The organism is Methylobacterium fujisawaense (assembly GCF_014138435.1).
Taxonomy (GTDB): Bacteria; Pseudomonadota; Alphaproteobacteria; order Rhizobiales; family Beijerinckiaceae; genus Methylobacterium; species Methylobacterium fujisawaense.
This window is the reverse complement of record NZ_JACJIM010000001.1, coordinates 170,261-190,459: the sequence shown is the minus strand read 5'-3', so window position 1 is coordinate 190,459 and position 20,199 is coordinate 170,261. Positions and strand designations below refer to the sequence as shown.

The following is a 20,199-nucleotide window of genomic DNA, read 5'->3' as shown; positions in this document are numbered from 1 at the left end:
ATCAAGGGCTCCTGTAGGCGCCGAAGGTCGGGGCCTCCCCGGGGGCGTAGGCCCGGCCGGCGATGTCGCGGGTGGCGCCGAGCGGGATGCCGGCGCGGGCGGGGGCGGCGGTCAGGGCGAGGCCGCCGGTCATCGGGCTTGCAGGATCGCGGAAGGCGGGCGTGCCGGTGAGGTCGGGACCCTGGCCGTTGAGCGGCAGGCTCGTCCCGTCGCCGGTGGCCTGATTGCCCCAGCGGTAGAGCGGGGCGCCGACGGCGCTGCCGAGGAAGTTCGGGCCGATCGCGTTGTTGTTGTCGGTGGTGGTCGCCTCGACCACGATCGCGGCCACGTTCGGCCGGGTCGCGTAGGCGATGTTGTTGATCACCCGGTTGTTCGACGTGCGGTCGACCTGCTTGGTGTAGTCGGAGGCGAGCACGATCTCGCCGCGATAGACGTGCTTGCCGCCGGAATCGCGCATGTTGCCGGTGGTCGTATTGTTCACCACCGTGTTGGAGCCGGCGTCGAACAGGTTGATCCCGGCGCCGTCATTGTCGGCCGCGACGTTGAACGCGACGATGTTGTCGTCACACCACTGGTCGATCTGGATGCCGTTGCCGTCCTGGCCGGTGGTCTCCTTCTGGCCGGTGACGATGTTGTACCGGATGGTGTTGCGGTCGCCCGCGTCCTGGGCGGCGTCCTTGGCGTAGACGTGGATGCCGGAGGTGCCCGACATCCCGACGCCGTTGCCCGAGACCCGGTTGCCCTCCACCACGTAGCCGGAGCCGTTGATCTCCATCCCGTGGATGCCGTTGCCGGTCACGGTGTTGTCGAGGATGTAGCTCGGGTCCTCGGGGGGCGCGTTGATGACGTCGACGGCGACGCCGTGGGTCTGGTTGCCGGAGAGGGTGTTGCCGGTGATCCGGTGCCCGGCGCCCGCGCCGTCGCCGATCCAGATGCCGAGGCCGGACCGGGACACGGTCGAGCCCGCGACCGTCACGTGGCTCGACCCCCGGCGGATGATGAAGCCGGAATTCACCGCGCCCTGCACGGTCAGGCCGGTGACCGTCACGTAGGCGGCGTTCTCGAACACCACCGAGTTGGACAGGCGCGGTTGCGTGCCGGTTTCGGCCGCCACCGTGACCGGCGCGGCCTCGGTCCCGCGGGATCCGATGAAGACGACGTCGCCATAGCTGCCGCCGCGGACCAGCACGGTCGAGCCGGGGCCGAGGGTGGCGAAGGACACGTCGGCGAGGCGCGCCACCGTGGTGTAGCCGGGCTTCGTGCCGCCGGCGGGATCGACCAGGATGTTCTGCTGCACCTGCGCACCGGCCGGGCCGCAGGCGGCCAGGACCGGCAGGACCAGCGCCGCGAGGGCGCTGCCGAGGATCGTGCGGGGCTGTCTCATGCCGCGAGCGCCCGGGCGATGGCGAGCCGCTTGCGCCGCTGGAACAGCCGGCGCCACACGCTGCGGCCGGCCTTCGGGCTGATCCGCGTCAGCGCGCGGGCCGCCATCTGCCAGCCGGGCAGCAGGGCCTGCGGCATCGCGAGGTCGGCAACCCGGTGGCGTGCCGCCGCGCCGAGCGGCGGCGGCCCGACCAGGCCGAGCCGGCCGAGATCCGCGACGAGGTCCGGGCGCTTGCGGTACCACAGCACCAGGGCTGCGCCCTCGCGCTCTGCGATGCGCAGATAGGCCGCCTCGTCCAGGAGGTGATGGTGATAGCCGAGCGCCTCGGGGGCGTAGAACAGGCGCATGCCGCGCCGTACCAGCCGCTCGCCGAGCTCGATATCCTCGTGCCAGAACAGCTTCGGGTCGAAGCCCCCGGCCTCCTCCAGGAAGCCCCGGTCGACGCTGACGTTGCAGGTCAGGAACGCGTCCCAGCCGACCTCGTCGCGGCCCGCGAGCGCATCGTAGGAGGCGTCGTGGTGAAGCGCCGAGAACGGCGAGAACGGCAGGGCCGGGTCGATGGTCATGCGCCCGAGGATCGCGGTCCTCCGTCCCCCCCGCCGCGCATGGGCGCGCCGGTGCGCCTCGACGAGGCCCGGCACCGGGATGGTGTCGTCGTTGACGATCAGGAGGCGCTCGCCCCGGGCCGCCGCAATGGCGCGGTTGCGGGCGGCGTTGGCGCCGGCATTCTCCTGGCGCAGATGGACCACCGGGATCCGGGCCGCGGCGACGGCGCGGTCGATGACCGCTCCGGTGCCGTCCGTCGAGCCGTCGTCGCAGACCACGATCTCAAAGGGCGCGTCCGTCTCTTGCCGATCGAAGGCCCAGAGGCACAGGCGCAGCGTGTCGGCGCGGTTGTAGGTCGGGATGATGACCGAGAGCACGGGATCATCGCTCATGACGAGGCTTCCGGAAGCGGGAGGGGGAGGGGATCGGTCGGGGGGCGGCGCAGGCACAGCCACCCGACCAGGGCGGCCGAGACGGCCGCGACGGCGGGGACCGTCCCGGGCGCCAGCGCGGCGGGGCCGGCCGCCCAGGCGAGGGCGGTGAGGAGGCCCGGCGCAGCCAGGATCGGGATGTCCGCCAGCGCCAGGGGCGGTCCAGCCTGCCGCCAGAAGGCATGGGCCAGCACGAGGAGCATCGCGGCCTCCGCGAGCAGCGCCGCGAGCGCCGCGCCGAGCAGGGAGTTCCAGGGGATCAGCAGCGTGCAGGCGATGAGGTTGGTGGCGCAGGCCGCCGCGCTCCCGCGCACCGCGAAGCCGGTCCGCCCCAGCGGCACGAGGCCCGCGAACAGGATCGTGGCCGCGATCAGCAGGACGCTCATCCCGGTAGCGATGCGCAGCACCGGGACGGCGCCGGGGAAGTCCGGCCCGAAGGCGAGGCGCACGAGCGGCTCCGCGAGGGCGCAGGCCGCCACCGCTCCCGCGCAGGAGGCGGCCAGGATCGGGACCAGCGCGGTGCGAACCCGGGTCCGCAGCGCTGCCGTCCCGGTCCGCGGCCGTCCGTCCACCAGGGGGCCGACGGCCCGTCCGAAGACCGGCACGAGCGGCGCACACAGGGTGATCGCCACCGCGGCCCCGAGCTCGAAGAACCGGAAGCCGGCCGTGAACTGGCCGAGCTCGGCCGCGCCCGCGAAGGCAGCCAGCATCATGAGGCTGATCCGGCCGTTGAGCGAACCGAGGGCATTCGCGACGCCCACGCCCGCCGCGGCCCGGATGGTCGCCAGGGCCTGCGGCAGGGGAGCGAGGCGGGCGGGCACGAGGCGCAGCGCGAGCGCCAGTCCCACGGCGCCGTAGGCGATGCCGGCGCCGACCGCCACAAGGCTCAGGGCCGCCTCCGGAAGCTGCAACCGGAGCGCGAGAGCGGTCCCGCCGATCAGAATGACGGCGTTGGCGAGCGCCGGCCAGACGGACCAGCCGGGCCGCCCGCAGACCTGGAACAGGGCGTCGAGGAAGCGGGCGGCCGCGAGGGGCATCAGCAGGGCGGCCAGCGCCAGCGCGGGCTGGATGGCGTCCGGCAGCATCGGCAGAATGCAGAGCAGCGCCGCGCCGGTCCCGAGGCCGAGGACGAGCCGCGCCGACAGCATTCGGCCGAACTCGGCCGCCCGCATCTCGGGTTCGATCGCACCGAGGCGCGCCCCGAAGGTCAGGGTCGTGCCGAAATCCGCCGCGATCAGCGCCACCGCCAGGATCGCCAGGGCGAGGCCGTAGCGACCGAGGGCCGCCGGCCCGGCCATGTGCCCGACCATCACGAAGGCTGCGAGGCCTGCCGCAAGGTAGACGCCGCGGCCGGCAGCCTGCCCGAGCAGATTCGCACCATAACGGAGCCCGCCGGCCCGTCCGCGCCCCGACAATCGGTTTACCAAGCGGATCATCTCTCGGTGACGTCTGACTGAAAACTGCGACCTACGATTGCATCGTGGCATGCTGCGTATGGCTTGCAACCGGTGTCTCAATTTATGGTTGCAGAGTTATCGCGTTGGCAAAACCGGAGGACTGCGTATGTCCGAGACAGCCGCTGGGTCGGACCTGTGTCTCGCGCGCCGATCAGAAGCGGAGCCGGGACGGCGCCTCCGATGGGGGGAGGTGCGGGCCGCCCTGGCCGCCGATCGGGATCATTGGCGCCGCCGCGGTTGCGGGCCGGCGGCCTTTCGCCGGGGCTACCACGCGATCTGGCTCTACCGCCTGTCCCGCTATGCCCATGAGCGCGGCTGGCGGATGGCGGCGTGGCTGCTGTGGCTCGTGAACGGCTGGTGGACCGGCGCCGACATCCCGCCCTCCAGCCGGATCGCCGGCGGCCTGTTCCTGCCGCAGCCCTATGGGACCGTGATCGCCGGCGCCGTGGGCCGCGACGCCGCCTTCGGCATCCAGGCCTCCATCGGCGGCCTGCTGAAGGAGCCGGACCAGGATATCGGCGGCGGCCCGGGCCTTCCGGTGCTGGGCGACGACGTGATGCTGGAGGCGGGCGCCATCGTCCTCGGCGCCGTGCATGTCGGGGACCGCGCCCGGATCGGGCCGCGGACCATCACCCTGAAGTCCGTCGAGGCCGACGAGGAGATCATGCCGCAACCCTGGCGCCCGCTCCCCGGCCGGAACGTCGCGCCATGAGGAACGCGATGTCGGACCATGGCACCCTGTCGGGGATGCGGCGCCTCCTGGCGGCCGACTTCGCCCGCATCCTGCATCAGACCACGGGGGGGAAGCCGACCGCCCGGCTCCGACGCCTGATGCACCTCCTGCTTCCGGCCATGCAGGTGGCGATCCTGCATCGAACCGCGCATCTGCTGCACGGCAGGGGCTGGCGCCGCTCGGCCGCCCTCGTGGCGGACCTGTCGCTGCGTCTCACGGGGGCCAGCCTGCATCCGGGCTCGCGCGTGGGGCCGGGCCTGTTCGTGCCGCATCCGGCGCGGGTCGCCTTCTGCGCGACGGCCGGGGCCGACCTGACGCTGCTGCCCGGGACATTGGTCGGACCGCGGGACTGGGTCCTTCCGGACCAGCCGTTTCCCGCCGACGGTCCTGATCTCGGGGACGGCGCGATCGTCGGCGCGCACGCCGCCATCCAGGGATCGGTCGCCATCGGCGCGGGCGCGACGGTCGGCATCGCGGTCTGCAGTCTTCGGGATGTGCCGGCGGGCACCGTGACGATGATCGCCCAGCGGCAGGTTCGCAGTCCGCGGCGCCCCCAGGGGACGATTCATGGGCGCTAGACCCGGCCGCGCAGGGCCGCGGCGCCTGTCACGCGCGCCCGTGCTCCCCGCGGACCGCCCGCAGCGCGCCGCGGCCGGCTCGTGCGGGCGCGATCTGGCGGCGCAGGACGCGCTCGTAGGCGTCGAAGATGACGCGCCACGTGAAGGCCTCGGCGTGCCGGCGACGGGAGGCGGCGCCCATGACGTCGAGGCGGCCCGGCCCGGCCTGCACCAGGCTCAGGATGCCCCGCCGCAACTCGGTCTCGTCGCCGAAATAGAGCGCCTGCGGCCCCGCCACCCACCGGTTGAATGGGTTGTCGTGGGCGAGGATCGGCGAGCCCGCCCCCAGGGCCTCGACCAGCGAGGGGTTCGTCCCGCCCACCGTGTGGCCGTGGATGTGGAAGCGGGCGTGAAAGCGGAGCGCGGCCACGCGCTCGGCCTCGTAGATCGCGCCGGCGAAGATCACGTCCGGTCCGCCCGCCGCCCGGACGGCGCGGTGATACGGGTCGGACTCCGCGAGCTTGCCCAGCACGAGCAGCGGCAGGCCCGGGCGCACCTCGCTCCAGGCCCGGACGACCTGGAGCACGAGGTTCTCCGGCACCACCCGGGCGATCAGCAGTCCGTAATCGCGGGGGCGCAGGCCGAACTTCGCCAGCGGCTCGGTCGAGGCTTCCAGAACCGGGTCGGCGCCATACGCGATGGTGGTGATCCGGGCGGCCGAGGTCCCGCGGGCGAGGTGCGTGGCGATCTCCGGGTGGTCCGCCACGAGGTGCGTCGAGAACAGGCTGCCGAGGCGCTCGTTCAGCCAGAACCAGGCCTTGGCGGGCTTCGACCAGCGGTCGCGCTTCCACTCGATGCCGTCCATGTTCATGACGCTGCGCTTGGCCGTCAGCCGGTAGAGCAGCGAGAACGCCGCGGTGTTGTAGCCGAGCACGAGGGGCAGGGCGGGCCGGAAGGCCGCCCGCAGGGTGCATTTCAGGTCGAACACGATCGTCGAGACGGCACCGTCGCCCCGGACCGCGACCGGGATCAGCAGGATCCCACGCCACACCGTTGGCGGGGCCGGCTCGCGCACCTGGCAGTAGACCTCGACCCGCCAGCCCCGGGCCACGAGTTCGAGCGCGAGCCGCTCCGCCAGGGTCTCGAACCCCCCATGCGCCGCCGGCACCCCGCGTGTGCCGAGGATCGCCACCGCCGGGCGCCCGCCCGGCTCCCCCGCCTTCACATGCGCCGTGGGCGCGACACGTTCAGAGGAGTCTGAGGCATGGTCACGGTCGAACAGCGTCTGTTCCGGGAGATGGGAGCCGGAGGCTACTCCCGGCACGACCACCGGATGGAGTACATCGTGCGCGTCAACGCGCTGCTCCGCCCGGACATGCGGGTGATGGAGTTCGGCGCGGGACGCGGCAAGTGGAGCGATGATCCGGTCCCATTGCGCCGACACCTCGGCGACTTCCGCGGGCGCTGCGCCCACGTGGTCGCCTGCGACGTCGACGAGGCGGTTCTCGGCAACAAGTCGGCCGACGAGGTCCGGCTGATCGGGCACGACGGGATGCTGCCATTCCCGGACGGGAGCTTCGACCTGATCTCGGCCTTCTCGGTCCTCGAACACATCGAGCATCCCGAGCCCACCGCGGCGGAACTCGGCCGGGTTCTCGCCCCGGGCGGCTGGCTCTGCGCCTGGACGCCCAACCGCTGGGGCTATGTCGGGATCGGGGCACGGCTCATCCCGAAGCGGCTGCACGCCCGGGTGCTGCGCCTCGTCGAGCCCCGGCGGGTCGAGATCGACTCGTTCGTGCCGCTCTACACGATGAACACGGAGGCGGCGCGGAAGCGGCTTTTCCCAACTGATCGGTTCGAGCACTTCACCTACAGTTTCGACGGGCAGCCGTTCTATCATGGCGAGAACATCGTCCTGGGCAAGTTCTGGGAGCTGCTGTTCCGGCTCACGCCGGGCCCGTTCAAGGGCTACCACATGGTGTTCATTCGTAAACGACCGTGAGGGACGGTCCGGTCAGAGGCGAAGACTGCGCAGATGGCTGGCAAATCTGCGCATGTCCTCGGCCTTGCGGGCGAGGTCCGGCTGCCCGCGCAGCCGGGCCGCGAATCCGTAGGCCAGGGCGCGCAGGGTGAAGCCGAGCCGCAGCGGGGCCGAGAAGAAGGCCGGCGACGAGAGGCGCCGGCCGGCGTTGCGCAGGCTGTAGATGGTCGCCAGCCCGTCGAGCCAGCGGGGCGAGCGGGTACCTCCCGAGCCCCCTTGGAGATGGAGAACGGCAATCCCCGGAAGGTAGGCGACGCGCCAGCCGGCATCGCGCAGGCGGCATCCCCAATCCACGTCCTCGCCGTAGAGGAACATCGGGCTGTGCAGACCGCCGATGGCGGCGATCGCCGACCGGCGCAGGAGCAGGCAGGCGCCGCAGATCCAGTCCACGTCGAGGGCTCCGGTGCCGCGGGCCTGCCGGCTGGCGAGATAGAGGCCACGCCGGCCGAGGCGGCCCGACAGGCCGGCGGCGTGCACCAGGATCGAGAGCGGGCGCGGCTCGTAGCCGGCATCGCCGACCTGATGCGTCCCGTCCGGAAAGGTCAGCCGCGGGCCGACGGCGCCGACGTCCGGATGCGCGTCGAGATGGGCCAGGAGACCGGTCAGGGCCTCCGGGTCGCGCAGGAACGCGTCGGGGTTGAGGAGCAGGATCGCCTCGCCGCGCGCGTGCTCCAGGGCGACGGCGTTGCCGCCCGCGAAGCCGTGGTTGGTGCGCTCGGCGATCACCCGCACCCAGGGGAAAGCCTTCGCGACGCGCTCCGGCGTGCCGTCGGTCGAGGCGTTGTCGACGAGGATCACCTCGTAGGGGCGGTCGATCCGGCTCGAGGCCAGCAGTTCCAGGCAGGTCGCGATGTCCCGACCGGCGTTGTAGGTGACGATCAGGACGCTGAGGCTGACGGCGCTCATGATCGGTCTCCACGTGTGAAGGGGGTATGGCCGGTCCTGGACGCGGGCGCTCCCGGGGCGCTGGCGAGGGGGGACGCGGTTCCTTTCCGTTGGGCGGGGAGGGCGCGTGTCGCGCCTCTCGGTTCCATCGGCCCGACCGGCCGGCGCGCCTGAACGGCCCTTTGCCGCTGGGCGGCACGCACCCCGGCGATCAGTCCGAGGCCGGTGTAGAGCAGCTCGGCGATGCCGAGATTCAGGCGGAAGCCCGGATCGACCAGGCCGTGCAGCAGATGCGCGATCAGCCCGACCGCGCAGGCCGCCGCGATCGCCGCGAGGGGATCGCCCACCGGCGCGCGGCGGGCCGCGCGGAACCCCCGGAAGATCCCGATCCCGAAGACCAGCGCGAAGGCCGCGTAGCCGACGATCCCGACCTCGGTGAGGATCAGGATGTGCAGGTTGTGCACCACGTGGTTCGACCGGTCGAAGAGCCCGGCGAGCCGGGACAGGCCGGTCTTGTCGAGGACCGCGAACTGATTGCCGAAGTTGTTCAGGCCGACGCCGAAGACCGGAAACTGCTCGAAGAGGGCGAGGGCCGCCGCGTTCAGCGGGCCGCGCTGGGCGGCCGAGCCGCCATCGTCGGCGGTGAGCCGCTCCCAGATCAGCGGACCGGCATAGAGGGCCGCGACGCTGCCGACGATTGCCAGAAGACCGAAGACGATCAGACTCGCCCGGGAGAACAGACGGTCCCGATAAACCAGCAGGATCAGGAGCGCGGCGGAGACCGGGAAGGTGAGCCAGGATGCGCGCGACAGGGTCAGTACCACCCCGACCAGTGCCGACGCGGCGCCCGCTGCCCCGACGAGGCGGAGGATCAGCGGGCCGCGGGAGAGGGCCAGCGCCAGGGCGAGGGGCCAGACGAACTCGTAATAATAGCCCAGGATGTTCGGGTGGACCTTCAGGCCACCGGCGCGGCGTTGCGCCGAGAAGTTGATGTTCTCCTCGACGATCTGTTCCTCGCCCAGCACCGAGAGGCCGAGTTCCGAGCCCGAGACGTATTGCAGCCCCGCCACCGCGGTCTGGACGAGGCAGAGGGCGCAGATCGCCAGCGCCAGGGTCCGGATGTCGGATTCCGACAGGTTCGAGACCGCGACCGAGACCAGGAGCAGGCCGACGAAGCGCCACGTGTCGAACCAGAGATAGGCCGGGTCGGTGGCGTTGGTGAGCGACAGCAGGCCCGCGATCAGGAAGCCGACCTGCGTCAGGACGAGGGGGCGGTCGAGCCGCAGGCCGGGCGCATTCTCCCAGAGGCCCGTGAGCTTGGCGGTGATCAGCGCCACGGCCACGAGAAGGGCGACGCTCACCGTCAGGCCGGCCCCGCCGCCGATGCTCGGCAGGTACTGCCCGACGGCCTCGAAATGCTGGAAGAAGCTCACGTCGAGCTTGACCGTCAGCCCGACCGCGAGGGCCACGAGGAGGACCGGCGTCAGGCGATAGAGCCGCCCGACGATCAGGGCGCCGACGCCGCCGAATGCCGCCGCCAACCCGACGACGGCGAACTTCAGGGGCGCCGCGCTCAGTGCGACCGCGCCAGCCGCCGCCGCGAACCCGATTCCCGCGATGGGCAGGGCCCGCAGCGTGCGAGTGTGCGCCGCGCTCACCCGAGCCACCGGTAGAGCCATTTCGGGATCGGTCTGCGGGTGCGATTGAGAACCACGCCCAGCGGGGCACCCCCGGCGGCCCTCAGGTCGGCCAGGGCCTGCTGCGCCACGGCTCGGCGGGTGCGCTCGGCGCCGATCACCACGATGAATCCGTCCACGAAGGGTGAGAGCGCCGCGGCGTCGCCGATCTCGGTGATCGGCTCGCAATCCACGAGGGCGAGATCGAAGCGCTCGTCGACCAGCGCCAGGAAATCCTCGACGCGCCCGTCGTCCAAGGTCGCCTTCCGGATCGCCGCCGGGGTTCCCGCGGGCACGACGCTGAGGCCGTCGGCGACCGCGTGGACGCCGCGGCTCGGCGCTACCGCCCCGGCGACGATGTCGGCGAAGCCCGGCCGTCCGATCAGTCCGTAGGCCTCGGCGAGGGACGGGCGGGACCAGTTGGCTTCGATCAGCACGGCGCTGCGGCCGCGCCGGGCGTAGGCGCCGGCGAGTTCGCGGGCGAGCGTGCTCACGCCCTCGCCGGTCTGGACCGCGGTGATGCCGACCCGGCGCACGCGCGCCTCATTCCGGGTGAGCTGGACGAGCGCCGGTTCGAGGATCGCCGGATCGATGCGGGGGGCGGCTGCGGCGGCGATCATCCGGCGGTTCCTGTCTGCAGCGGCACCGCGGCCAGAACGGGCACCCGCAGCGAGCGGGCGACCTCCGACGCGCTGCGGTAGGTCTGGGCCAGGATCTCCGCGAGAGCGACGTAGGCCAGCGCGGCGAGCAGACCGAGACCGGCCGCGAGGCCGAGGATCAGCGGCCGGTTCGGGCCGGAGGGCAGCCGCGGCGGCACGGCGCGCGCCACCAGGGCCGAGGAGGTGACGGCCTGCGCGTCGAGGCCGGTGCCGGTCTTCAGCGCGTCGATCCGCTTCTGCGTCTCGGTGATCTCGTCGGTGAGCAGGCCCTTCTGCTGGGTCAGCCGGCCATAGGCCAGCGCCGCGTCGCTCTGGCCGATGGCGGCCTTGCGGCGCGTCTGCTCAATCGCCGTGATGCTCTGGATCTTCTCGGCCAGCACGGCGAGCTTCGCCGTGTCGGCGGCGAGGAGCGACTGATACTTCTGCCGCGCCAGGGCGGCGAGATCGCGGTCGAGGCTCACGTATTCGGGCGCGGTCGGCCGGAACCGGACCGCGAGTTCGGCACGCTTCGTCTTCAGGTCCGCCCAGCGCTGGTCGAAAGCGGTGACCGTCGGGTCGGCGTCGGAGGGCGTCGGCTGCCAGCGGTCGGGTCCGGCCTCGCGGGTGCGCTTGAGACGGGTCTCGACCACCTCGCGCTCGATCTGCGCCGCCGATTTCTGCTTGGCGAGATCGGCCAGCGTGCCGAGGTCGTTCTGCTGCTCGATCTCGAAGCTCGCGGTGTTGTTGCCCTTGAGGTAGGTCGCGAGCTGCGCGTCGATGGCGGCGAGGTCGGCCCGGGCGCGCTCCAGCTTGCTCTGGTAGAACGAGGCCGGCGTCTCGTCGGCGTAGACCTCCACGTGCCGGCGCTTGTAGGCGTCGAGCAGCCGGTTGAGCGCCTGCGCGGCGAAGTGCGGATCCGTCCAGGTGAAGCCGGTCACGATCACGTCCGTCTCCTTGACGAACGCCACCTTGAAGGCCGCGAGATAGGCCTCGTAGAGCTTCTCGTCCGGCGTGAGGTGTCGCAGCAGGCCCACCGCCTCGAAGGGCACCCGCACCGTCTCGACGATCCAGGTCTTGACCGCCTTGGCGCTGCGCAGGACCTGGCGCCCCTGGTAGATGAACCAGTCGATCCAGTCCGCGGGGGGCGGGCCGGGATCGCCGGTGGGCGTCATCTGCTTCAGCGCCGCGAACTCGTCGCGCACGATGCTGGGGTCGCGCAGGATCTCGATCTCGTTGTTCACGTTCTGCGCGCGCTCGGAGAACATGTAGTTCTGGTTGGCGCCGCCCTGGAGCGGGGCGCCCGCCTTCTCGCGTCCGAGACGGATGATCAGCTTGGCGTCCGCCGTGTATTCGGCCGGGGTCAGCAGAAGGTAGATCCCGGCGCCGACGATGGCCGCGACCAGGATCAGCAGGGCCGGCCGGATGTGCCGGAACAGGGCCGCGAGGGCGTCGCGGAGGTCGAAGGCCGGGCCTTCGCCCGCGTCGGCGGCGGTCAGGTCGGTCTGGCTCACGTGCCGGACCTCACGGTGGCGGTGTTGGAGGTGCTGGCGGACGGCCCGGTGATGTAGTTCACGCCGAAGCCGGTCCCGTTGAAGAGCAGGATCTGGCGCACCACGAGATCCACCGCGCGGGCGGTCTTCGCGAGCAGCGACGGCGGCACGTAGACGGTGGCGTTGGGCGGCACGACGATCGAGTCCGCGAGCCCCGGCTGGCTGATATCGACGATGCGGACGCTGCCGGCCGCCTCCGCGTCGAAGCGGATGATGCGCACGGCCTCGCCGGCTGCCGTCGGCAGGACGCCGCCGGCCGAGCCCAGGACCTGAGCCAGGGTCCGCGGCCCCTGAAGGCTGACCGGGCCCGGGGCGCGCACCTCGCCGAACACCATGGTGTTGGCCGGGACGAGGCTCGCGAGCCGCACGCTGGTCGTGACCGAGGCGAGCTGGTGCTTGTAGGCGGCGTTCAGGCTGCCGGCGACCTCGTGCACGGTCCGGCCCGCCGCCTGGACGGCTGGCACCATCGGCAGGTTGATCTTGCCGTCCGGCTCGATCGCCAGGACCTTCACGCGGCCCATATCGGCCCGCTGGGTGAGGTCGCGGAAATCGTCCGTCACGGTGCGGAACCGGCGCAGCATCACCGTGACGACGGGGTCGATCAGCACGTCGTCGTAGGTGCTTTTGATCAGCCCGGCCGCGGCTTCCGGCGACAGCCCCGCGACCTTGATGCCGTTCTTGCCGGGCAGCGAGATCCGGCCGTCCGGCCGGACGATCACGGTCCGATTGTACTCCGGATGGGTGCGGAAATCGACGTCGAACTCGTCGTTCGGATTCAGCCGGTAGGTCGGCTGGACGACGCTGGAATCGATCAGGAACGAGACTTCGACATTGTCGCCGACATTGAGCCGGTAGTTCGCCAGCCCGAGGCGCATGGTGCGTCCGACCTCCTCCTGCGCCGCGGCGACCAACGCGGGCGGCAGGCCCTCCGAGATGGTGCCGGTTTGGGTCACGTCGGTTCCCGCGCGCGTCGCGCTCTGCGGACGGCTCGACATGCAGCCCGCGAGCAGCGGGGCGCAGCCGAGCAGCGCAACGGCGACCCCCAGGACGCCGGCCGGGCGACGGGCGTGCCGGGACGGCGCGCCGCGGAATCCAGACAGGGAAAACGCCATCGACCTCAGCCGCATCCTGCTCGACTGCGCTCGCTCGAAGACAACCCATGATCGAGCCGCGCACCGCGATACAATCGCAAAGCTTGGTTAACGAGGCTTGAACCCGGCTTTTCCCAATTCTATCAGAGGTTGTAAATCGCAAGCCGTGGCAAACTGCGGAGGCGGACTCCCGCCCGTGTGGGAAGTCGGGCTCGCCTGCGGGCGCGACCTTCGAGATAGCGCGAAATGAAAAGGCCTGACGTTCGAGCCGCTGGACGAGGCGGTCCCGTCGAGATCCCGACACCTCAGACTTCGGTACTCTCGATCGAAAGCTGTATACATCCGGACGCTTGCTCGGATTTAACGACGTGATTTATAGTTCGCTGGTGAAAGCCGGTCCGAGCTGCGGGTCGAAACTCTGCGGCGCGGTGCCGGACGGCATTGTTCGTTGCGAGGAGGGCGTGCCGCATGGCGGGCGTGAGGCCGGATCTCTTCGCTCGCCTGCGCGACGACCTCGAGACAGGGTTCCGGGAAGATCTCGAGGAGGCGGTCGTCGATCCTGCGCGCTGGCCTGATCTGGCCGAGCGCACCGTACGGGCGTCCGGCAGCGAGGGAGCCCTGCTCCTCCGGTCCGATCGAAGAAGCCTTGAATCGCTCTGCACCGCCTCGCTTGCCGACGCATCGCGCCGCTACTTCGACGAAGGCTGGCACCGCGACGACCACCGCCTGCGCGGAATCCCGTTCATGCGGACGCGCGGGATCGCGGTCGATCAGGACTTCACCACCCCTGAGGAAGTCGCACGCCTGCCCTTCTACCAGGATCTGCTCGCCTCCCGCGGCCTGCGCTGGTTCGCCGGCATCGGCTTCGCAGTAAAGGGCCGTCTCTGGTGCCTGTCCCTGCAGCGGACGGTGGAGCAGGGGCCGTACGAGGCACACGAGCAACGGCGCCTCGCCACCCTGTCGCCGCTTCTGCAGCGCGCGGCTCTGCTGACGTCGATGGTGGAGCAGGCCCGCCTGGCGGGGCTGACGCAGGCCTTCGAGCTGATCGACCGGCCCGCCCTGATCCTCGATTTCGAGGGGCGCGCGCTCCGCTGGAACGACGCCTTCGGCGCGCTCCTCGGTCGCGACCTGAAGCTCACGGGCGGTCGCCTCACTGCGGACAATCCGGAGGCAACCCGGCAGCTGGAAGCCCTGGCGCGGCCCTTCGGCCGCCCGCCCATCTCCTCCGTGGTGGTCCCGCGACAGGACGCGCCGCCCATCGTGATCCACGTCGTGCCGTTGGTCGGACCGACCCGCGGCCTGTTCGGGGGAGCGAGCACGCTCCTCCTCTGCAGCGTTCCCGGGACCATGACGGTGCCGACCTCCACCATTCTCCAGGCGGTCTATCGGCTGACTCCCGCGGAGGCACGTCTCGCCCTGGCCTTGTCGACTGGCACCTCGCTCGCGGAGAGCGCAGCGCGGTTTGCGATCACTGCGGCAACCGCCCGCTCGCAGCTGAAGGCGATTTTCGCCAAGACCGGCGCGACACGCCAGTCCGACCTCGTGCGACTGGTGGCGAGTCTCGCGCGCTGACCGCGCCCATCGCGGTGAACCGGAACAGGTGCGTCCCGGTCCCGGCCCCCAATGGAACGGGTCGGACCGCGCAGCCGTTTCCGGTCGACTGCAAGGAGACATGTCGATGACGAACCGGATCGCCTTCGCTTCTGCCCTGGCCATCGCGGCCCTGCTCACCGGCGCGCCGGCCGAGGCAAAGGGCTGCCTCAAGGGTGCCGTGGTCGGCGGCGTTGCCGGACATATGGCGGGCCACGGCAAGATGGGCGCTGCCGCTGGCTGCGCCATCGGTCACCACAACGCCAACAAGAAGGCCAAGCAGGGCTAGCCTGTCTGCACGCGACGCCGTCGTAGGCGACGGGATCGCGTAGCGACGACGCTAGTTCGACAAGTGTCTATTGCCGAGGCCGGATTCTCCCTGAGAATCCGGCCTCTTTGCATTCTCGAACCTCACCCGGTCGCACTGAGTCGATGCCGGTTGCGCGGGCGTCCTCGGGGCCAGCCCAAATCCTGGCTGCAACCTCCGCGGGTACAGCCGGAATCTCGAAACACCGCCGCTCAGCCGTCGTCGCAGCGTCTGCCCCGTTCGCCTTCGGCCACCACCAGCTTGCGTGGCCCGACGCAAGCTCCGCGCAAGCCTGCCCGTTGACCGTTCTTTCGAGCTATTCTAATTAAGAACTGTCGGGGGAACGATCCCGAAACGGTTCCACCACCCCCCAGTCAGCCGATGGAGAGACCCGATGGCCGGTACCGCGAACGCCGCTTGCGAGAGCTGCCGCTTCTTCGACGATCACAAGCTCAACGGCGCCCAGGCAAAGGGTGACGAAGGCCTCTGCCGCTTCAATCCGCCGGTCAGCCAGCCCGCCCCGGAGTCGAAGGGCCTCTGGCCGGTCGTCGCCTCCAAAGACTGGTGCGGCCACTTCACTGCCGAGATGTCCGCCGCCGAGTAATCCACCGGCTCTCCGAGCCTGCGGGATCAGTCGCCAAGCGACCATCCCGCCGCAGCGTCACGGTTGCCCGCCTGCGGTGGCCGTGCCCGCCCGAGATAGCTCCGTGCCATTGCCGGTGGTTGGCGACTTCGCTTAACGGGCCGCCGTGACAGACGTGATACGTTCGACCACCGGGGCCGATCGTTCTGCCATCGCGGCGATCTACGGTGACGCCGTCACTGCGAGCACGGCCAGCGTCGAGAGGGAGCCGCCGACGCTCTCGGAAATGAGGCGCGGCTACGAAGTCCTGCGCGGAGGCGGCTATCCCGTGTCGTGGCCGATTGAGCCGACACGGTTGCGGGCTATGCCGATGCCGGTCCCTAGCGCCAGCGCGCCGCCTGCCGCTCGACCCGCGAGGATTTGATCCACGGGGCCCGGTCGGGCCGCGGCGGGCGTTGCCCGCTTGCGACCCCGGTCGCGGGTAGCGAGCAGATCGACCGTCGAACTCTGGTCGCCATCATCGCCGACAGCGGCTCTCCCGCCTCGATTGCATTGCATGAAAGCCTCGGCTTCACGCCTGTCGCATCCTTGCTGGCGTGGCGGCCGCAAGCCTGGGCGCTCGCGCGCCGTGATGCTCATGCAGGGCGCGCTCTGACCCGACCGAAGCCTGCCGCCGACGCGGATCGGACCGCGAGCCCCCGTTTCGCAGGGCCGATTACGCCCCAACACTGCGGTTGGGTTGTCATGATGCGGACAACTTCGCGCGGGACAGGGCGGGCATGATGCGCACGTCGTCCGGTTCTCGGCTCGGCGCGGGCGCGATGGCGCGGAGAGAGCGGTCTTTCCGCGCGCGAAAGCGGTTTACGCGAGGGCGGGCGGTCAAGGCTCCATCACGACTCGCGAGGGATGGGAGTTCAGGTATGCGGTTTACATCGATCGGTCGCCGGGTTGCGCCGCTCGCAATCCTGGCGCTCTCGGCATTGGCGAGCACGGCCCAGGCCAAGACGCCCACTGATCCCAGCGGCACCTACCTCACCGAGGACGGCCGGGCGCGCGTGCGTCTCGAGAAGTGCGGGACCGCGGGCGACCGGCTCTGTGGCTACGTGGTTTGGCTGAAGGTTCCGCTCAACGACAAGGGCGAGCCGCGGATCGACTTCAAGAACCCCGATCCCAAGAAGCAGGCGCGGCCGTCGCTCGGTCACCAGCTGATCCTGGGCCTGAAGCCGAACGCGGACGCCCATTTCGAGGGCAAGATCTACAATTCCGAGGACGGCAAATCCTACGACGTCACCATCTGGACCGACACGCCCGGCGAGTTGACGGTGCGCGGCTGCCTGATCGCGTTCCTGTGCAAGTCGCAGACCTGGACCAAGGTAACCGATCTCGCGCCCGGTCAGCTCCCGGGCCCGACCAATGGTCCGAACGGTCCGCGCACCGATCCGGAGTACGCCAGCGCCGCCCCCAAGCCGACCGCCAAGGCCGGTGCCAAACCGGCCCAGAAGCCCCCCGCCACCGAGGCGCCCCCCGCGGAGTGAGGGGCACCGGCCTTCAATCGGCCAGGGCCGCGTAGGTCAGGACGCGCAGTTCGCGCCGGATCGGCAGAGCCGAAGACGGCACGAGCTGCGTCATGAGCACCACCGAGAGATCCTCGGCGGGATCGATCCAGAACGCCGTCGAGGCGAGGCCGCCCCAGGCGACCTCGCCGGGCGTGCCGAGGATCTGGGCGCGGGCCGGATCGAGCATCACCGAGAAGCCCAGACCGAAGCCGATGCCGGTGTATGAAGTCTCGGCGAAGCGCGGCGTGCCCATCGCGGCCAGATCGCCCGGCAGGTGGTTCGACAGCATCAACTCCACGGTCTTGCGGCCCAGGAGGCGCGTGCCGTCGAGGGTGCCGCGGTTGAGGATCATCCGGCAGAAGCGCTGGTAATCGGCGGCCGTGGAGACAAGGCCGCCGCCACCCGACGCGATGGCGGGCGGCTTCGCGAAGGCCGTCTCCACGGAATCGTCGAACAGGCGCAGCTGCCTTGCGCGGTCATACGCGTAGGTGGCGCAGAAGCGCGGCATCAGCTCCGGCCGGACGAAGAAGTCGGTATCGATCATGCCCAGCGGCCCGATCACCGCCTCACGGAGATAGTCGGCGAACGGACGACCGCTCAGGGCGGCCACGAACTGGCCGAGCACGTCGGTGGCGACGCTGTAGTTCCAGGCGCTGCCCGGCTGGGCGAGGAGCGGCAGCTTCGCCACCCGGGCTGTCATCTCGGCGAGCGTGCCCTCGCGCGCCAGGTAGTCGACGCCGTGCTCGCGATACTGCGCATCGACGAGGGTCGCCTCCATGAAGCCGTAGGTCAGCCCGGCCGTGTGAGTCAGCAGGTCCCGCACGGTGATCGCCCGGCGGGCCGGCTCGGTCTCCAGCTTCACCCGGTTGCCGCCCACGGCGACCCGCATCTCGGCGAATTCGGGCAGGACCCGGGAGATCGGATCGTCGAGCTGGAACAAGCCCTGCTCGTAGAGCTGCATCACCGCCACCGAGGTGAGCGGCTTGGTCATCGAGTAGATCCGCGTCACCGTATCGAGGGTGAAGGGCGTCGCCCGGGCGAGGTCGGCCTGCCCGCAGGCGCGCGCGAAGGCGACACGGCCGCGCCGCGCCAAGGTGACCGACAGGCCGGCGAGCCGGCCCTCGTCGACGAGGCGGTCCATCCATGGCGCGATCCGGGCGAGACCTTCCGGGCTGAACCCGGCGCCGGTCGGATCGGTCTCGGTCAGCGCGCTCATGCGGTCTCCTCGTCGTGGCGGTCCGGAAGGTAGAAGGGGAGGGCTGGAAAATCACCAGCCCATCGTTCCGGGACCGCCCTTGAACGGTCCGACGATGCCGGGCGTGATCCACCCGCCGTAGAAGGTTCCGGGCTGCGACGTCGCCTGGGCCGCGCCGACGAAGCAGGCATCCATCGGGCCGGCGTAGAACGCGACATAGCCGGCGATCGCGCGGAAATCCGGGGTCGGGTCAGGGTAGGCCCAGGCGGCCCCGGGGACGAGACGGTCGCCGCCCCGCACGTCGAACAGTACCGCCTGGCCCTTCCACTCGCAGATCCCGCCGCGCCGCGGATTCACGAGCGTTCCCTCCGCGATGTCGGCGGGCGGCAGGTAGTAGGTCGGCGGGTGCGAGGTCTCGAGCACCCGGAAGCCGGAGACGGTCTCGGCGATCGTATCGCCGCCCAGCACCACGCGCAGTCGCTCCCGGACGGGCTCCAGCCGCGGCGGCCGCGGATAGTCCCAGACGCTCTCCTCGCCGGGCCTGACCGGATCCGGAACGGGCCGGAAGGGCGATCCTCTCATGGGAAACCTCGTGACGTGCCTGTGGGGATACAGATAGGGCGGCGCGGCCGGCGTTTGTCGTCGGCCTCGCCCGTGCTAGCCCGTCGCCGACACTCGAGCCCGGGATCGCCCGCGATGGACATCGCCCTCTTCCTCGACTTCGACGGCACGCTCACCGAGATCGCGCCGCGGCCGGACGCCGTGCAGGTCGAGCCGGGGCTGGTGGAGGATCTGGAGCGGCTCCGGGCGCGCCTCGACGGGGCGCTGGCGATCGTGACCGGCCGGCCGGTGACGGTGATCGACGGCTTTCTGACGCCGTCCCGCCTGGACGCGGCCGGCCTTCACGGCGTCGAGCGCCGGGTCGGCGGTGCGATCACGGGGGGCCAGATGGAGGATCACCCGGATCTGCGCCGGCAGGTCGCGCGTCTCCAGGCCGAGACCGCGGCGCTGGCGCGGGTCCTGATCGAAGACAAGGGCGCGTCGGTGGCGGTGCATTGGCGCCTCGCGGATCCCGACGATGCCGCTCGGGCCGAAACGCTCGTGAAGGACGCGGCGGACGCGCTCGGCCTCGCGTACCGCCTGCAACTCGGCAAGGCGGTCGGCGAGATCGTCCCGGCGCAGGCGACGAAGGCGCACGCGATCCGCGCCTTCATGGCGGAGGCGCCCTATGCCGGCCGGACACCCGTCTTCTTCGGGGACGACCGCACCGACGAGATTGCCTTCGCGTCGATCAACGAGGATGGCGGCATCGCGGTACGCGTGGGCGAGGGCGAGACCGTCGCCCGCCGCCGCCTGCCCGACCCCGCCGCCGTCCGCGCGCTGCTGCGCGACTGGGCCGCCGGGGGGGCGATCGATCCCGACGCGCTTCCGCGGGCTTGAGCCGTCTCGCCAGACGGCCCGCGGCCCGCGGCCCGCGGCCCGGGCCGTCGTCCTGCGCGCCGATCATGGGGAGCCGCGATGTCGAACCGTTCCGTCGACGGCTGGCCGCGGATGCTGCTGCGGCTCGAGGGCGCCTGCATCCTGGCCGGCGCCGTGTCGGCCTATGGCTGGCTCGGGCAATCGTGGTGGATCTTCGCCGCGCTGCTGTTCGTCCCCGACGTGAGCATGCTGGGCTACGCGGCCGGCCCGGTGGCCGGTGCCGTGCTCTACAACCTTGCTCACTTCCTGGCCCTGCCGCTGGTCGGCCTGTGTCTGGCGGCTGGCCTCGGCCACCCCGATCTCGTGGGATTAGCCCTGATCTGGCTCGCCCATATCGGCCTCGATCGTGCGCTGGGCTATGGTCTCAAATACGCGAGCGGATTTGGCGATACGCATCTTGGCGTCATCGGCCGGCCGCGTGACACCACGATCGCGCCGCATTGAGAGGCGGCCGGTGCCGAATGGGACTTGCCCGCGCCGGGGCGCGGGGCCGATGTAGC

At 71.1% G+C, this 20,199-nt stretch carries 20 protein-coding genes; 9 read left to right on the top strand and 11 right to left on the bottom strand.

What is annotated here, in order from left to right; all coding sequences use genetic code 11:
- Position 1: 1 nt before the first annotated feature.
- Genes GGQ91_RS00870 through GGQ91_RS00860 form a run of 3 tightly spaced genes read right to left on the bottom strand, consistent with a single transcriptional unit; the run spans position 2 to position 3,797 of the window.
- A complete protein-coding gene (locus GGQ91_RS00870; protein ID WP_043350967.1) occupies positions 2 to 1,384 on the bottom strand; it encodes a right-handed parallel beta-helix repeat-containing protein in 1,383 nt (460 codons plus the stop codon).
- The gene (locus GGQ91_RS00865; protein WP_182591170.1) at positions 1,381 to 2,322 is read right to left on the bottom strand and encodes a glycosyltransferase family 2 protein; all 942 of its coding nucleotides are present in this window, start codon (positions 2,320 to 2,322) and stop codon (positions 1,381 to 1,383) included. Before GGQ91_RS00865 ends, GGQ91_RS00870 begins: the two co-directional genes overlap by 4 nt.
- Positions 2,319 to 3,797 (bottom strand): lipopolysaccharide biosynthesis protein, encoded by a 1,479-nt coding sequence (locus GGQ91_RS00860; RefSeq protein ID WP_182591169.1) that lies wholly within the window; start codon positions 3,795 to 3,797, stop codon positions 2,319 to 2,321. Before GGQ91_RS00860 ends, GGQ91_RS00865 begins: the two co-directional genes overlap by 4 nt.
- A 211-nt stretch (positions 3,798 to 4,008) precedes the next feature.
- Between GGQ91_RS00860 and GGQ91_RS00855 the strand changes: the two genes are divergently transcribed.
- A complete protein-coding gene (locus GGQ91_RS00855) occupies positions 4,009 to 4,530 on the top strand; it encodes a serine O-acetyltransferase (RefSeq protein ID WP_236961721.1) in 522 nt (173 codons plus the stop codon).
- Positions 4,527 to 5,129, top strand: coding sequence for a serine acetyltransferase (locus tag GGQ91_RS00850; RefSeq protein ID WP_043386983.1), 603 nt, complete (start codon positions 4,527 to 4,529; stop codon positions 5,127 to 5,129). Before GGQ91_RS00855 ends, GGQ91_RS00850 begins: the two co-directional genes overlap by 4 nt.
- 28 nt (positions 5,130 to 5,157) lie before the next feature.
- Here the strand turns inward: GGQ91_RS00850 and GGQ91_RS00845 are convergent, their stop codons facing one another.
- Positions 5,158 to 6,300 (bottom strand): DUF1972 domain-containing protein, encoded by a 1,143-nt coding sequence (locus GGQ91_RS00845; protein WP_182591167.1) that lies wholly within the window; start codon positions 6,298 to 6,300, stop codon positions 5,158 to 5,160.
- A 72-nt stretch (positions 6,301 to 6,372) separates the two neighbouring features.
- Here GGQ91_RS00845 and GGQ91_RS00840 point away from each other — a divergent pair, with 72 nt between their 5' ends.
- On the top strand, positions 6,373 to 7,110 hold the full coding sequence (locus tag GGQ91_RS00840) for a class I SAM-dependent methyltransferase (protein WP_043354823.1): 738 nt from the start codon (positions 6,373 to 6,375) through the stop codon (positions 7,108 to 7,110).
- A 12-nt stretch (positions 7,111 to 7,122) separates the two neighbouring features.
- On the opposite strand, the gene GGQ91_RS00835 is transcribed toward GGQ91_RS00840, so the two are convergent.
- Genes GGQ91_RS00835 through GGQ91_RS00815 form a run of 5 tightly spaced genes read right to left on the bottom strand, consistent with a single transcriptional unit; the run spans position 7,123 to position 13,010 of the window.
- Positions 7,123 to 8,055 (bottom strand): glycosyltransferase family 2 protein, encoded by a 933-nt coding sequence (locus GGQ91_RS00835; RefSeq protein WP_043354821.1) that lies wholly within the window; start codon positions 8,053 to 8,055, stop codon positions 7,123 to 7,125.
- The gene (locus GGQ91_RS00830; RefSeq protein ID WP_286963292.1) at positions 8,052 to 9,692 is read right to left on the bottom strand and encodes an O-antigen ligase family protein; all 1,641 of its coding nucleotides are present in this window, start codon (positions 9,690 to 9,692) and stop codon (positions 8,052 to 8,054) included. Before GGQ91_RS00830 ends, GGQ91_RS00835 begins: the two co-directional genes overlap by 4 nt.
- The gene (locus GGQ91_RS00825) at positions 9,689 to 10,330 is read right to left on the bottom strand and encodes a CpsD/CapB family tyrosine-protein kinase (RefSeq protein WP_053610503.1); all 642 of its coding nucleotides are present in this window, start codon (positions 10,328 to 10,330) and stop codon (positions 9,689 to 9,691) included. Before GGQ91_RS00825 ends, GGQ91_RS00830 begins: the two co-directional genes overlap by 4 nt.
- Positions 10,327 to 11,859, bottom strand: coding sequence for a GumC family protein (locus tag GGQ91_RS00820; protein WP_043349353.1), 1,533 nt, complete (start codon positions 11,857 to 11,859; stop codon positions 10,327 to 10,329). The genes GGQ91_RS00825 and GGQ91_RS00820 overlap by 4 nt, the downstream gene beginning before the upstream one ends.
- Positions 11,856 to 13,010, bottom strand: coding sequence for a polysaccharide biosynthesis/export family protein (locus tag GGQ91_RS00815; RefSeq protein ID WP_182591166.1), 1,155 nt, complete (start codon positions 13,008 to 13,010; stop codon positions 11,856 to 11,858). The genes GGQ91_RS00820 and GGQ91_RS00815 overlap by 4 nt, the downstream gene beginning before the upstream one ends.
- A 447-nt stretch (positions 13,011 to 13,457) precedes the next feature.
- On the opposite strand from GGQ91_RS00815, the gene GGQ91_RS00810 reads away from it, so the two are divergent.
- From GGQ91_RS00810 to GGQ91_RS00795, 4 genes are all read left to right on the top strand, one after another.
- Complete coding sequence (locus GGQ91_RS00810; protein WP_043349349.1) at positions 13,458 to 14,561, top strand: helix-turn-helix transcriptional regulator; 1,104 nt, start codon at positions 13,458 to 13,460, stop codon at positions 14,559 to 14,561.
- A 106-nt stretch (positions 14,562 to 14,667) separates the two neighbouring features.
- Positions 14,668 to 14,868 (top strand): glycine zipper 2TM domain containing protein, encoded by a 201-nt coding sequence (locus GGQ91_RS00805; RefSeq protein WP_043349362.1) that lies wholly within the window; start codon positions 14,668 to 14,670, stop codon positions 14,866 to 14,868.
- Positions 14,869 to 15,280: 412 nt separating this feature from the next.
- Positions 15,281 to 15,490 carry a hypothetical protein gene (locus GGQ91_RS00800; RefSeq protein ID WP_043386991.1) on the top strand — a complete coding sequence of 70 codons (210 nt, stop codon included), beginning with the start codon at positions 15,281 to 15,283 and terminating at the stop codon, positions 15,488 to 15,490.
- Positions 15,491 to 16,389: 899 nt separating this feature from the next.
- Complete coding sequence (locus GGQ91_RS00795; protein WP_053610500.1) at positions 16,390 to 17,004, top strand: DUF2147 domain-containing protein; 615 nt, start codon at positions 16,390 to 16,392, stop codon at positions 17,002 to 17,004.
- A 13-nt stretch (positions 17,005 to 17,017) separates the two neighbouring features.
- Here the strand turns inward: GGQ91_RS00795 and GGQ91_RS00790 are convergent, their stop codons facing one another.
- Complete coding sequence (locus tag GGQ91_RS00790) at positions 17,018 to 18,241, bottom strand: serine hydrolase domain-containing protein (RefSeq protein WP_182591165.1); 1,224 nt, start codon at positions 18,239 to 18,241, stop codon at positions 17,018 to 17,020.
- A gap of 51 nt (positions 18,242 to 18,292) precedes the next feature.
- Positions 18,293 to 18,802, bottom strand: a complete 510-nt coding sequence (locus GGQ91_RS00785; RefSeq protein ID WP_182591164.1) for a DUF427 domain-containing protein — start codon at positions 18,800 to 18,802, stop codon at positions 18,293 to 18,295.
- Positions 18,803 to 18,916: 114 nt separating this feature from the next.
- On the opposite strand from GGQ91_RS00785, the gene otsB reads away from it, so the two are divergent.
- Both otsB and GGQ91_RS00775 read left to right on the top strand, forming a co-directional pair.
- Complete coding sequence (gene otsB / locus GGQ91_RS00780) at positions 18,917 to 19,660, top strand: trehalose-phosphatase (RefSeq protein ID WP_043349341.1); 744 nt, start codon at positions 18,917 to 18,919, stop codon at positions 19,658 to 19,660.
- Between the two features lie 78 nt (positions 19,661 to 19,738).
- A complete protein-coding gene (locus tag GGQ91_RS00775) occupies positions 19,739 to 20,143 on the top strand; it encodes a DUF4260 domain-containing protein (protein ID WP_043386997.1) in 405 nt (134 codons plus the stop codon).
- Positions 20,144 to 20,199 lie beyond the last annotated feature (56 nt).